The 13,205-nt window shown below is 37.3% G+C and carries 6 protein-coding genes, 12 tRNA genes, 1 rRNA gene and 3 pseudogenes; all 22 read right to left on the reverse strand.

Going from position 1 to position 13,205, the window contains the following annotated elements:
• Nucleotides 1–5: 5 nt before the first annotated feature.
• Nucleotides 6–1,061: pseudogene (locus tag JHK62_RS04210) on the reverse strand (dihydrolipoamide acetyltransferase); the annotation flags it as partial.
• A gap of 90 nt (nt 1,062–1,151) precedes the next feature.
• Nucleotides 1,152–1,409: pseudogene (locus JHK62_RS07995) on the reverse strand (biotin/lipoyl-containing protein); the annotation flags it as partial.
• 152 nt (nt 1,410–1,561) lie between these two features.
• The gene (locus JHK62_RS04215) at nt 1,562–2,560 is read right to left on the reverse strand and encodes an alpha-ketoacid dehydrogenase subunit beta (RefSeq protein WP_199575432.1); all 999 of its coding nucleotides are present in this window, start codon (nt 2,558–2,560) and stop codon (nt 1,562–1,564) included.
• Between the two features lie 20 nt (nt 2,561–2,580).
• On the reverse strand, nt 2,581–3,549 hold the full coding sequence (locus JHK62_RS04220; protein WP_199575433.1) for a thiamine pyrophosphate-dependent dehydrogenase E1 component subunit alpha: 969 nt from the start codon (nt 3,547–3,549) through the stop codon (nt 2,581–2,583).
• Nucleotides 3,550–3,758: 209 nt separating this feature from the next.
• Nucleotides 3,759–8,144 (reverse strand): PolC-type DNA polymerase III, encoded by a 4,386-nt coding sequence (locus tag JHK62_RS04225; protein WP_199575435.1) that lies wholly within the window; start codon nt 8,142–8,144, stop codon nt 3,759–3,761.
• A gap of 171 nt (nt 8,145–8,315) precedes the next feature.
• Nucleotides 8,316–8,777: pseudogene (locus JHK62_RS04230) on the reverse strand (GrpB family protein); the annotation flags it as partial.
• 213 nt (nt 8,778–8,990) lie between these two features.
• On the reverse strand, nt 8,991–9,881 hold the full coding sequence (locus JHK62_RS04235) for an aminoglycoside phosphotransferase family protein (protein ID WP_199575437.1): 891 nt from the start codon (nt 9,879–9,881) through the stop codon (nt 8,991–8,993).
• Nucleotides 9,882–10,084: 203 nt separating this feature from the next.
• The gene (locus tag JHK62_RS04240; protein WP_199575439.1) at nt 10,085–10,618 is read right to left on the reverse strand and encodes a GNAT family N-acetyltransferase; all 534 of its coding nucleotides are present in this window, start codon (nt 10,616–10,618) and stop codon (nt 10,085–10,087) included.
• 293 nt (nt 10,619–10,911) lie between these two features.
• A complete protein-coding gene (locus JHK62_RS04245; protein ID WP_199575441.1) occupies nt 10,912–11,781 on the reverse strand; it encodes a formylglycine-generating enzyme family protein in 870 nt (289 codons plus the stop codon).
• A 253-nt stretch (nt 11,782–12,034) separates the two neighbouring features.
• A tRNA-Leu gene (locus JHK62_RS04250) sits at nt 12,035–12,118 on the reverse strand.
• Nucleotides 12,119–12,130: 12 nt separating this feature from the next.
• A tRNA-Gln gene (locus tag JHK62_RS04255) sits at nt 12,131–12,202 on the reverse strand.
• A 7-nt stretch (nt 12,203–12,209) separates the two neighbouring features.
• Nucleotides 12,210–12,282, reverse strand: a tRNA-His gene (locus tag JHK62_RS04260).
• A gap of 9 nt (nt 12,283–12,291) precedes the next feature.
• Nucleotides 12,292–12,362 (reverse strand) — tRNA-Trp (locus tag JHK62_RS04265).
• A gap of 5 nt (nt 12,363–12,367) precedes the next feature.
• Nucleotides 12,368–12,448, reverse strand: a tRNA-Tyr gene (locus JHK62_RS04270).
• Between the two features lie 11 nt (nt 12,449–12,459).
• Nucleotides 12,460–12,532: transfer RNA gene (locus JHK62_RS04275), tRNA-Phe, on the reverse strand.
• A gap of 10 nt (nt 12,533–12,542) precedes the next feature.
• Nucleotides 12,543–12,616: transfer RNA gene (locus JHK62_RS04280), tRNA-Met, on the reverse strand.
• A 12-nt stretch (nt 12,617–12,628) separates the two neighbouring features.
• Nucleotides 12,629–12,718: transfer RNA gene (locus JHK62_RS04285), tRNA-Ser, on the reverse strand.
• A 13-nt stretch (nt 12,719–12,731) separates the two neighbouring features.
• A tRNA-Glu gene (locus tag JHK62_RS04290) sits at nt 12,732–12,803 on the reverse strand.
• A gap of 12 nt (nt 12,804–12,815) precedes the next feature.
• A tRNA-Ile gene (locus JHK62_RS04295) sits at nt 12,816–12,889 on the reverse strand.
• A gap of 35 nt (nt 12,890–12,924) precedes the next feature.
• Nucleotides 12,925–12,995: transfer RNA gene (locus tag JHK62_RS04300), tRNA-Gly, on the reverse strand.
• 8 nt (nt 12,996–13,003) lie between these two features.
• A tRNA-Val gene (locus JHK62_RS04305) sits at nt 13,004–13,076 on the reverse strand.
• A 4-nt stretch (nt 13,077–13,080) separates the two neighbouring features.
• A 5S ribosomal RNA gene (rrf, locus tag JHK62_RS04310) occupies nt 13,081–13,196 on the reverse strand.
• Nucleotides 13,197–13,205: the final 9 nt, after the last annotated feature.

A 13,205-nucleotide genomic window follows, 5' to 3' on the forward strand; every position in this document is an offset into this window, starting at 1 on the left:
TGTCATCAAATCAATAATTCAAATGGGTTCTCAATCAGTTTCTTAAGATCAACCATGAATTTAGCACCGTTCATTCCATCAACAAGACGGTGGTCAATTGTTAAGCTCAAGGCCATAATTGGACGAACAACGACTTCACCATCAACCACTACAGGGGTTGGAACGGTTGCAGAAATTCCTAAGATTGCTGAGTTTGGTTGATTGATAATTGGGTTAAATGATTTAGTGCCAAACATTCCAAGGTTAGTAATTGAGAATGTAGACCCTGACATTTCAGCAGCTTTTAATTTACCTGATTGTGCCTTTTTAATCACATCTTTTGAAGCGATAACAAAATCTGAAATTGTCATCTTATCAGCACCTTTAACGACTGGTACAATAAGACCACCATCAAGTCCAACCGCAATTCCTAGGTTAACAAAGCGATGCAATTCAATTTCTGTAGCATCATTAATTAGTGATGCGTTAAGATAGCTATGTTCAGGTTTCATCAATGTTTTAACAACTGCCATACCAAGAAGGTCTGTAAAGGTTACTTTATTACCTGTCTTGTCCATGATTGGATCAATTAACTTCTTACGAAGCGCCATCATTTCTGTCATATCAACATCGTAGTTAAGCGTAAAGGTTGGTGCTGTGAGATAAGAATGTGTCATACCTTTAGAAATAGCCTTACGCATTGCAGTCATCTTGATGATTTCAACGCCTTCTGGCAATTCTTTCACAGCTTCTTCAGCTGGTTTAGCCGCTTGAGCAGTTTCTGCTGCTGGCTTAGCTGCATTAAGAACAGCCATGATGTCTTCTTTCATAATCTTACCATTGTAACCTGAACCGGTAATGGTAGATAAATCAAGACCTTTATCTTCAGCAATTTTCTTAGCAAGAGGGGTTGCTTTAGGTTGAGCACCTTTGAAGTTTTCAACATCATCCTTGTGCACACGACCAAATGGTCCTGTACCTGGGACTTGTCCTAAATCAATACCTAACTCTCTTGCCGCCTTACGCGCAGCAGGAGTTGCTCTCACTTTTCCTTTGTTACCTTGAGGGGCAGCAACAGCTGCTTGAGGAGTTGATTGTACAGGTGCGTTTGATACTTCAGGTGCTTTTGCAACTTCTTGCGGAGCTTCTTTAGACTCAGTTGAAGGAGCAGAAAGATTATCAACAGATTCGCCTTCTTCACCAAGATAACCAATAACTTCAGTAACTGGAACAGTATCACCATTGCCACGAACAATCTTTAATAAGATCCCAGAATCTTCTGCCTCAAGCTCCATATTTGTTTTATCTGACATGATTTCAAGAAGAATATCTCCTTCATTAACCATATCACCTTCTTGTTTTTTCCACTCGAGGATTTCGCCTTCTTGCATATCAACCCCGAGTTTGGGCATTATAATTTCGACAGCCATAAAATTCCTTTCAAATAAAATATAAACGTAGAAAAGAGATGGTGTTGCCATCATCTTTTCTCTCTATTCTTATATCGTTGTTGTTAAGAAAACAACAAGTTGTTATGAGAGTGTGATTAAATTTTCTCTAGTAAAAGTGTGAAAATCTTAAATTACAATCCCTTATTAACCATTTTATAAATAGCTGCTTTAATTTTTTCAACATCTGGAAGCACTGCTTGTTCAAGAACACGCGCATAAGGAACAGGAACATCTTCACTTGCCAAACGAACAATAGGATGATCAAGATAATCAAATGCTTCACTTTCAGTGACAATAGTAGCTATTTCGCCAATAAAGCCACCTGTTTTGTAAGCATCATTGACAAGCATTAATTTACCTGTCTTTTTAACAGAGTTAATAATCAATTCTTTATCTAGTGGAATAAGTGTTCTAGGGTCAACAACTTCTACGTTGATCCCATCTGCAGCCACTTCATCAGCAGCTTGTAGAACTCTCTCCAACATACGGCCATAAGAAACAATCGTTAAATCTTTTCCTTCACGTTTAATATCACCTTTACCAAGTGGAATGTAAAAGTCTGGATCTAAGCTAACTTCTTCTTTTTTACCATAAAGTGCTTTAGGCTCCATGAAAAGAACCATGTTGTTATCTCTAATAGCAGATTTTAATAACCCTTTAGCCTCGTTAGCATTTCCTGGTGCAACTACTTTAATTCCTGGAATATGAGTCAACCATGCCTCAAGAGACTGTGAGTGTTGTGCAGCTGATCCAATACCAGAACCTGAAGCAACTCTAAAGGTTATAGGGGTTTTTAAACCACCACCAAACATATAGTTGTTTTTAGCACCATTATTAACAATAGCATCCATAGCGATTGTTAGGAAATCCATGAAGGTTAAGTCAACAATAGGACGTAGACCTGTGATGGCAGCACCAACAGCAGAACCTGCTATTGCTGCTTCAGAAATTGGAGTGTCTCTCACACGTTTTTCACCAAATTCTTCATACATTCCTACAGAAGTTCCAAAGTCACCCCCATAAATACCAACATCTTCACCCATTAAGAAAATAGTGTCATCCTTACGCATTTCTTCAGTCATCGCAAGATTAACTGCCTCACGTAAAGCCATTACTTTAGTTTCAGTCATTATTAATTTCTCCTCTTTCCTTAGTCTACCCAAACATCTTCATAAGCTACAGAAAGTTCTGGATCTGGGCTGTTTTGTGCGAACTCATAAGCTGCATCAATTTCTTTAACCACATCAGCATCAATGCTATCAAGTTTCTTAGCTGTAGCAATTTTCTTTTTGATTAGGAAGTCACGGTATTTAAGAAGAGGATCTTTTTTCTTCCATTCATTAACTTCTTCTTTTGAACGATAAGCTCCAGCATCGGCTGTTGAGTGTCCAAACCAACGGTATGAAACAACCTCAACAATCGCAGGACCATTACCACCACGAACATGTTTGACAGCTTCTGCCATTGTTTCATAAACAGCCATGACATCATTACCATCTTCTACATAGTAACCTGGAATACCATAAGCTTCTGCACGAGTATACAAATGAGGGGTGTTTGTTGCTTTTTTGATATCCATCGAAATACCATAACCGTTATTGATAATAAAGAAAATAACTGGTAATTTCCAAGTAGCTGCCATATTTACTGACTCATGGAATGAGCCTTCGTTTGTTGCACCATCACCAGAGTATGCAACAACAATGTTATTTGTTCCTTTGTATTGTTGTGTCAATGCTGCACCAACTGCTAAAGCATAACCACCACCAACAATACCGTTAGTTCCATAGTTTCCTTTTTCAAAGTCAGCCAAGTGCATAGAGCCACCACGACCCTTAGAAACACCTGTCACTTTACCAGCTAATTCAGCCATCATACCATTCAAATCCATATCCTTGGCAATAGATTGTCCATGACCACGGTGATTTGAAAAAATAATATCGTCATAAGAAAGGTGAGCAACACTACCAACACTTGCTGCTTCTTCACCAACAGAAAAGTGTGTCATTCCTTGTACAAAGCCACGACGCACTAACTTGTTTATTCTCATATCAAATTCTCTGATACGTTGCATTTTCAAATACATTTCCAAATATTTTTCTTTAGAAAGTTTAACCATATTTTCCTCCACAAAATCGTTTTACATCCTCCATCATATAATAAAACTTCACAAAGTGCAAGTTTTTTAACCGCTTTCTTATACTTATTTACAAGACTTTTCAGTAAACTTAATTATATTTTTCACAATGTTTTCTTTCGTTTTCTCATCTTTTTTATCATGAATTTCAAAACCCCCACCGGTTCATTCGGTGAGGGTTCTAATTCTAATTAGAAAAGGTCATCAAATAGACTGAGCTGATTATCTTCAGGTAAGGGGCCTAATATCCCCATTTCATCTAATTTTTCAACTAACGTTGTTGAGAGACCACCACGTTTACGTAGCTCTGTTTTAGATAAGAATTCACCTTGCGATCTAGCTTTAACAACTTGTTTAGCAACATTTTCTCCCAAACCGTCCATGGCAATAAATGGCGGGATAAGAGTATCATCCTCAATTAAAAATTCATGAGAGTCACTCTTATAGAGATCTAGTTGCCCAAATTTAAAGCCACGTTCCAACATTTCATTAACAATTTCTAGCGTTGTGTATAAATCCTCTTCAACCTTACTTGCCTCGTTATTTTTGCGTTTTTGAGTAATCTCAGCCATCTTAGCTTTCACAGCCTCAAGACCACCACTCATCGTTCTTAAATCAAAGGCTTTCGCACGAATAGAGAAATAAGCACTATAGTAATAAAGAGGATGGTGAACCTTGAAATAAGCCACCCGTAGCGCCATCAAAACATAGGCAGCCGCATGGGCTTTAGGGAACATGTATTTGATTTTACCACAAGACTCGATGTACCAATCTGGCACCTTATTTTCTCTCATGGCTTTGATATAAGCTTCTCTTTCCTCTTCAGAAATTTTCAACCAAAGCCCTTTACGAACCCGCTCCATAATATTAAAGGCCATTTTAGGTTCTAAACCGGCATGCATCAAATAAACCATGATATCATCACGACAACCAATAACCGTTGATAAGTCTGCAATGCCTGCCTTGATTAAATCTTGCGCATTTCCCAACCAAACGTCAGTACCATGGGATAGCCCAGATAACTGTAATAATTCAGCAAAAGTTGTTGGATGCGTTTCATCCACCATACCACGGACAAAATTCGTACCAAATTCAGGAATACCAAGCATACCAGTTGAGGTACCAATTTGCTCAGGTGTCACCCCAAGGACTTCTGTTCCAGAAAATAGTTTCATTACATCAGGGTCATCAGCAGGAATCTCTTTAGGATCAATACCTGATAAATCTTGTAGCTTACGAATCATTGTCGGATCATCATGCCCAAGAATATCAAGTTTCAAAACATTTTCATCAATATCATGGAAATTAAAATGGGTTGTTTTCCAACTAGCAGTTAAATCATCTGCTGGATACTGTACAGGAGTAAAGTCATAAACGTCCATATAGTTAGGAATAACAACAATACCACCTGGGTGTTGACCAGTTGTTCGCTTCACTCCGGTTGCTCCCATTGCTAAGCGATCAATTTCTGCATCACGGTAAAATTTACCATAATCACTTTCATAGCCCTTGACAAATCCATAAGCTGTCCGCTCAGCAACTGTACCTACAGTCCCAGCTCTAAAGGCATAATCCTCACCGAAAATATCACGTACATCCAAATGGGCACTGGCTTGATCGTCACCGGAAAAGTTCAAATCAATATCAGGAACCTTGTCTCCATCAAAACCAAGGAAGGTTTCAAAGGGAATGTCTTGTCCATCTTTTCGATACTTGACACCACACTTTGGACAATCTTTTTCAGGTAAATCATAGCCTGAACCGACAGAACCGTCTGTGATAAATTCTGAATGTTGACAACTTGGACAAACATAGTGAGGAGGCATAGGGTTTACTTCTGTGATACCAATCATCGTCGCAACAAAACTAGAACCAACTGAGCCACGACTACCCACAAGATAACCACGATCATTTGAGCGTTGCACTAGCATTTGTGAGCTCAGATAAATCACCGCAAAGCCATTCCCCAAAATAGAGGTCAATTCTTTTTCAATTCGTAAATCAATAATGTCTGGTAAAGGATTGCCATATAATTCAAAAGCCTTTTCATAAGTGAGTCTTGCGACCTCTTCTTCTGCCCCTTCAATGAACGGCGTGTAAAGATCTCCCTTAACCACTTCAACAGCTTCAAAACGCTCAACCATGGCATTTGGATTGGTAACAACAATGGCATAAGCTTCTTCTTGACCTAGAAAAGCAAACGCTTCTAGCATTTCATCTGTGGTTCTAAAGTGTGCTGTAGGTAATGGCGCAGGCTGTGCGTCTTCTCCTCGGCCGATTGGACGATTGATCATGGCCCCTTGACCTTGACTTCGCACGATGATTTCACGATAAATCTCATCTTCTGGATCTAAATAATGGACATCTCCAGTTGCTAAAACAGGTTTATCAACACGTTTTGCGACATCAATTAAATCTCTAATGACCGTTTCAATCCCCTCTTGATTAGCAATCAATTCTCTGGCGATTAAAGGACGATACAACTCAGGTGGCATGACTTCGATAAAGTCATAATAACGTGCTTTTTCAACTGCCTTATCAACACCTTCTGATAAGACGGCATCAAAGACTTCACCTTCTTCTCCACCGGTACCTAGTAGTAGACCTTCTCGATGCTCATCAAGAACTGTTCTTGGAATACGAGGAACCCCTTCAAAATAGACAACATTTGACAGACTAACAATTTTGAACAAGTTTTTTAAACCGATTTGGTTTTGAACATAAATAGTGACTTGTTTAGTCCTTGCTTTTTTATAAGAATCTTTTAAAATTGCCTTTTTATTTAAGTCAATAAGATTAGTAATTTGTAGTTTTTCCTGTGCTTCTTTAAGGAAAATAAACAAGAGACGTCCCGTTGCTTCTGCATCATAATTCGCCATATGGTGATGTTCAAGAGATACTTGAAAACGCTTGGTCAACGGTCCTAAGCCATGACGTTTATAGTCTGGGTAAAGATTTCTAGAAAATTCTAAGGTATCAATCACTGGTTGTGTGATGGTAGCCAAACCATGACGCTCGTAATTAGCATTCATAAAGCCAACGTCAAAAGTTGCGTTGTGAGCGACAAGTACAGTGTCTTGACAAAAAGTTTGAAATTCTTGCAAGACTTGTAACAAAGGTTTAGCCCCTTGCAAATGTTGATTGGTAATCCCTGTTAGCTCTGTTGTAAATGTGCTAATAGGGTAGCCAGGGTTGATAAATTCATCAAATTGCTCAATAATATTACCCTTATACATCTTAGATGCTGCAATTTGAATCAAGTCGTTATTAATAGCAGACAGACCCGTGGTTTCCACGTCAAAAACAACATAGGTTGCCTCATTCAGAGGCAAATCAATTTCATTATAGGTGATAGGAACCCTATCTTCAACTAGGTTAGCTTCCAGTCCAAAAATAACCTTAATATCATTTTTACGCCCCGCATGATAACCATGTGGAAAACTTTGAACATTGCCATGGTCAGTAATCGCAATAGCCTTATGTCCCCACTTAGCTGCCCGAGCAATTAAATCTTCAACGGTAGGTAGTGCATCCATAGTTGACATATTGGTATGTGCATGAAATTCTACCCGTTTTTGCCCTTCAGGCATGGTATCTTTACGCTCTTCATGATTAATGACTTTAACATCTTGAACGTTCATTGTTAGCGACTTGGTAAATTGATTATTTTCAACATTCCCTCGAACACGTAACCAGGTACCTTTTGCAATCACATCATATTTTTTTAAGTCCTCATCATCCTTAGCCCATCTTTGCATGGCAAAACTTGAGGTGTAATCTGTCATTTTAAAGTTGATTATCCAGCGACCAGTTCGTGTTTTTTTTCTTTCTACCGCAAAAACAAGCCCTTCAAAAACAATTCTATTTTCTTCCTCAAAAACATCGATCATAGGTGTGATTTCAGCCTTAGCAAAACTAGCTTGTCTCATCGTTGTGCGCTCTTGATAAGACGTATTTGACACTTCCTGTTGAGGTTGTAACGCTTCTAACGATTTTTGCGCTTCAATAGCTTCTTTAGTCGCTGTTTCAATTAATTGATTTTTACCAGTTTCAAATTTTTCAACCACAGATTTTGTCAACTCATCGCTTGAGACAATATCAAATGAAACTTTGCCAAAGCCAAAAGCTTCAAATTGTTTTTCTAGGTTAGGCAAATGATTCTTACGAAAATGCTCATTATTCAAAAAATGAGGTGCCTTGATAAAAATAGTGTTATTGTCATAATAAACCTCCAAATGAGAAAAAGAACTCTTAAAACTCATGCTCTGACAAAGCTCAGAATCAAAAGCTTCTTGGTAATAATCTTTGAGAAGTTCATCAGTGACAACGACATTTTTAACAGACAGAAAAAAAGTTGCTGTGATATTCAAAGAAGAGAACGTTTCAATCAACGACTGCTTTAAACTCCGATAAATCGCAATGGGCAACAACTGATTAAAAGAAAAATAAAACGTCCAGCTTCTTTTTTGAGAATTCACCAAAACACGCTCAATGTCAGCATCAGAAAAAACTGCTGATTCTCTCAAATCATCAGAAATACCTATTTGGTCTAGTAATTGCTTGAATAAATCCGTCATGATTACTCCTTGTTAAATCGTACTTCTATTTTACCACAATTATAAGAAAGATAGGATTAGGAAAAATAAGAAAAAGACAAGCACTAGATGCTTATCTTTTGGTGAGTTATCTCTAAAGTAATCAATTGCCATAAAGCCCATTAAACCTTATATTGTAAATTAATAATCTTTTTAAAGAGACCAATCATTATTAGCTTTTTTAATTAATTCTTTAATCACAGCTGATTTATGATTTTGATATTGGTCTGGTAAATAGCGATATAACTGACTTGCTTCTTTTTTAATGTCCAAATAACGCTCAAAAGCGTCTTGATTATTTCTCAGAAAATCTCTAAATCTTAATTCTTCTATTGCTTTGTGATTGCCCTCTTGATAAAAGTGAAGATGAACCAAATGAGTGATGGTACCAGAAGCGTATTTTTCAAAATATCTTCTTCCAGGTATACCATTTTCTCCTTTTGCGATATAACCTAACTTTTCTAATTGTTTATTATAATAATCAATTTTTTCAATCTTGTTCACAATAACAAGCACATCAATAGTTGGTTTAGCAGACATCCCTACAATAGCTGTAGAACCAAAATGATGTACTGCTACTATTTGTTTCGACAAAAGATTAACGAGATCAATTTTTACCTCTTCAAATTATCTCACCCAATCAGGATTATAGGGCAATAAAAGCATTTCTCGTTTTTTCATTGATTTTTCCTAAAAGTATTTCATTGAATTATTTACAACTATTTTAAGTCTTCTTTGAAACAATTATATCATAAAGCTGAAATAACAAGTTGTCCCAAGTAAATAAGCAATAAAAAAGGGATATTAACCCTTGTTTCAAGACCGGCATTAATTAAATAGTGTTTGATAAAACTTTGGTATAAGAAGATTAAAAGAATCATACCATTCTAATACTCTATCAGCTCTTGTTTTCATTGTATCAATTTGTTTATCCCCACGATTGACCGCCCAACTAATTGAACTAATAATATCAACCGCCATATAAAGAGCCATCAATAGCCAAAAATCTTCAGGTATTGCATTGTTAGCAAAATAGCCTTGTAAGACCCCACTGGCAAAATCTTCAGAGTGCATAGCATTCCAGACCATCCTATTGAATTCTTCATAAGGGTCGCCAATTTCTAAAGAACCAAAATCAACAATAGTTAATTTTTTAGTTTTTTCTTCAATCATCATATTACCAACATGGTAATCTCCATGACACAATGTTTGTGGTCGGTTTTCTAATAAATAACGATGCTGATTAATGAAATCAATAAAGATTTTTCCTTTCGGATAGTAAGTTTTTACAGGATTAAAAGCTACTATTTTTTTATCAATTTTACAGTTAAAAATCGTTTCCCAATCAGAAACCGTTTCATCTATAATGATAGAATGAATTTGCCTGACGTATTCTCCTGCCAAAAAACCATATTGATAATGTTCAGTTTTTGAGAGAGTTTTAGAATAATGACTAAAATCTTGCCCATTTATCCAAGGGTATAGACTTTCAATATGATTTTCTCCATATTTAACATCTATAAGTGAAGCAACATTGATTTTTACAGAAGCTAAAGCCTTGGCATATTTCACTTCAAGTTGTTTTTTACTCGCATAGGACAAGGGCGATATTTTTAATAAATAGTCTTTGTTTCCTATAATATGATACTTTTTTTCATCAGAAAAACCCTTTTCAATATCAACTTTACTCTTATAGTCTAACTCATCAAATAAAAACATCTTACTCCTTCTTATAGCAACAATCTCCAATATATTTAATAAGTCTGTATTAATAGTCTTGAAAAATACTTTATGAGGAACAGAACCTCTGAAATCATACAAAAAACAGAAAAATAGAATTAAAAATCTTGTATCAAAGCTTTAACATTATTTTCAAACTCTTTATCCATGAACCATCTATTTTCAGGTTAACAATTATTAATTTAATAACCAACTTTATTTTTTTGATAGCCTAAAACACTAAAAATTTGACTTGAATTTTTGAACTTAAATTGTTCAAGTAAAACACGAAAACCATGCTGTTTGTAAAAGGCTATAACAGGGTCATTGTGAACCGCCTTGGTACTTAAAAGTAGATTATCCTGTGAAACATTAGTGATTAATGCATTTAACAGCTGTCCACCAATACCTTGTCCTTGAGTCTCTTGTTTGACAAAAAGTTCATTCACTTCAAAGGTTGAAACAAACCAATCATAATCATCATTCAAATAAGGATTGACTTGCTTTGCCCAATAATTTTCTTTCAAATAATCATAACCAAAAACACCACCAAGCAATTCATTATCATCTGAAACATAAGCAATAACGATTGGATTCTTTTTATCATTGATGCTTTTCTTAATTCGCCAAACAAGTAAAGCCTTCGTCTCGTCATCAACTTGAAAAACATCTTGGTAAAGTTCAGAAAGCGGTTCAAGAATATCAAGTATGTCCTTATCCTTAAACATTTTAATCATCCAAAACACCTCATAATTTTCATTACTAAAATAATAATACCATAGTTGTCAACAAATTAATTGTTAGGCCCTCTTTAAAATCAATAAAAATTGGATTTTTTGAAAAACAAGTCTTTTTGTATAATCTTAGCATTGACAAAGTAGAAATTGGATTATCATCATTTCAAAAAAGGGGTATTTCATCCTAAACTAATGACTATGTTTAAACATTAATGAAAATTAGAAAAGACAACAATTAAATAATTACTCTTCAATAGAAAAATAAATTAAAAAGCCCTATAGTGACTATATCTTTAGTTTTTATCAATAGATTTTACACATCTAAACCCCATATTACTGGATGTCGATGTCGCACTTGTGCCATTTCTAGCCGCAACTCTATAACGATTGCAATAACTAAAATGACAAAGAAAAGACCCACCTCTTATAGCAAAAAATTCATCTGATTCTTTTTGGTGATTATTCCAAATTTGTTCCGAGGTTTGTTCATTAAATACCGTTAAACTAGCTTGGTAGGGATTACTACACCACTCCCAAACATTGCCTATCATCTGATAAAGACCAAATTGATTTGGTTTAAAAGAATAAACTGGTGCAGTTCCTACAAAGCCATCTTCCTGAGTGTTCACCATTGGGAATTGGCCCTGCCATGTGTTGGCCATAAACTCGCCATCTTTTTCTAGTTCTTCACCCCATGGAAAACGTCCAACCGTTCCAGCTCTTGCGGCAAACTCCCACTCTGCTTCAGTGGGTAACCTCATTTTTGCCCATGCACAATAAGCTAATGCATCATTTCTTGAAACATGTACAACAGGGTGATCCAACCTATCATAAATAGAACTACCTATCCCTTCTGGTTGGTTCCAACGAGCACCCTCGACAGCAAGCCACCAAGGCGATTCAGGCATAGAAGGATAACTGAAACGCTTCTCTTCCGGGATTAATTGATAAAAAACTGAACTCCATCCATACTTTTCGGCATCAGTTTTATAGTCCGTTTCTTCAATAAATTTAGAAAAACTTTCATTTGTAACTGGAGTATCGTGTATTATAAAGTTTTGAACCTTTACTAACTGAGGAGGAAATTCGTGATCAATAGGAACTCCTTCATTGTATGAATCTCCCATCATAAACTGACCACCAACTATTTTTATCTCTTTCATAAATTATTCCTTTCTTATTACTTGTAATATTAAAAATCTCCTAAAGAAATTCGCAAAATAGATTGAGAGTATTGAGTAAATTATTGTTCTTAAAAATTAAACTAACTTAAACACTTATTAAGCTTTCATTACTAAATCCATAATACCATAGTCAACAACTTATAACACAATAAAACATTAATGAGTTTGACTTATCATAATTATTTTATGAAAATAAAAAAGACAAGGAATATGTTCCTTGTCTTTTTTATTATACCGGCGGCCGGGGTCGAACCGGCACGTCCGTGAGGACACTGGATTTTGAGTCCAGCGCGTCTGCCAATTCCGCCACGCCGGCAAAGAGTTCTAACTGGGGTAGCTGGATTCGAACCAACGCATGAGGGAGTCAAAGTCCCTTGCCTTACCGCTTGGCTATACCCCATTAAATAGGCGAGTGATGGGAATCGAACCCACGAATGCCAGAGCCACAATCTGGTGTGTTAACCACTTCACCACACTCGCCATATTTAACACGGGCAGTAGGAATCGAACCCACACTGAAGGTTTTGGAGACCTTAGTTCTACCTTTAAACTATGCCCGTTATGATGGAAAGAGAGGGATTCGAACCCCCGAACCCGAAGGAGCGGATTTACAGTCCGCCGCGTTTAGCCTCTTCGCTATCTTTCCTTTTTTAAACATGGCGCGAGACGGAATCGAACCGCCGACACATGGAGCTTCAATCCATTGCTCTACCAACTGAGCTACCGAGCCGTTTTTTCTATTGCGGGAGCAGGATTTGAACCTACGACCTTCGGGTTATGAGCCCGACGAGCTACCGAACTGCTCCATCCCGCGTTATCAATAGTAAGGAGGATGTGGGATTCGAACCCACGCACGCTTTTACACGCCTGACGGTTTTCAAGACCGTTCCCTTCAGCCGGACTTGGGTAATCCTCCGAAAAATATAAAATAGTCCGTACGGGATTCGAACCCGTGTTACCGCCGTGAAAAGGCGGTGTCTTAACCCCTTGACCAACGGACCATAAAATATAAATGGGCACGAGTGGACTCGAACCACCGACCTCACGCTTATCAGGCGTGCGCTCTAACCACCTGAGCTACGCGCCCAAGCAAAATATAGTGCTTGGTTTACCTTAAAGTAAAGCGGGTGACGAGAATCGAACTCGCGACAACAGCTTGGAAGGCTGTAGTTTTACCACTAAACTACACCCGCTTAAAAAATGGGAGTTAACGGGATCGAACCGCTGACCCTCTGCTTGTAAGGCAGATGCTCTCCCAGCTGAGCTAAACTCCCCTTAGCTAAGCAACTACCCTATCTCACAGGGGGCAACCCCCAACTACTTCAGGCGTTCTAGGACTTAACTGCTGTGTTCGGCATGGGTACAGGTGTATCTCCTAGGCTATCGTCACTTAACTTATGAAT

This window comes from Streptococcus pacificus, assembly GCF_016481305.1.
Classification (GTDB): domain Bacteria; phylum Bacillota; class Bacilli; order Lactobacillales; family Streptococcaceae; genus Streptococcus; species Streptococcus pacificus.

Excerpts from the sequence above, each read along its gene's own strand:
- JHK62_RS04225 (WP_199575435.1), bottom strand. The coding sequence starts at position 8,144 with ATGACGGATTTATTCAAGCAATTACTAGACCAAATAGGTATTTCTGAT.
- JHK62_RS04240 (WP_199575439.1), bottom strand. The coding sequence starts at position 10,618 with ATGATTAAAATGTTTAAGGATAAGGACATACTTGATATTCTTGAACCG.
- JHK62_RS04215 (WP_199575432.1), bottom strand. The coding sequence starts at position 2,560 with ATGACTGAAACTAAAGTAATGGCTTTACGTGAGGCAGTTAATCTTGCG.
- JHK62_RS04235 (WP_199575437.1), bottom strand. The coding sequence starts at position 9,881 with ATGTTTTTATTTGATGAGTTAGACTATAAGAGTAAAGTTGATATTGAA.
- JHK62_RS04245 (WP_199575441.1), bottom strand. The coding sequence starts at position 11,781 with ATGAAAGAGATAAAAATAGTTGGTGGTCAGTTTATGATGGGAGATTCA.
- JHK62_RS04220 (WP_199575433.1), bottom strand. The coding sequence starts at position 3,549 with ATGGTTAAACTTTCTAAAGAAAAATATTTGGAAATGTATTTGAAAATG.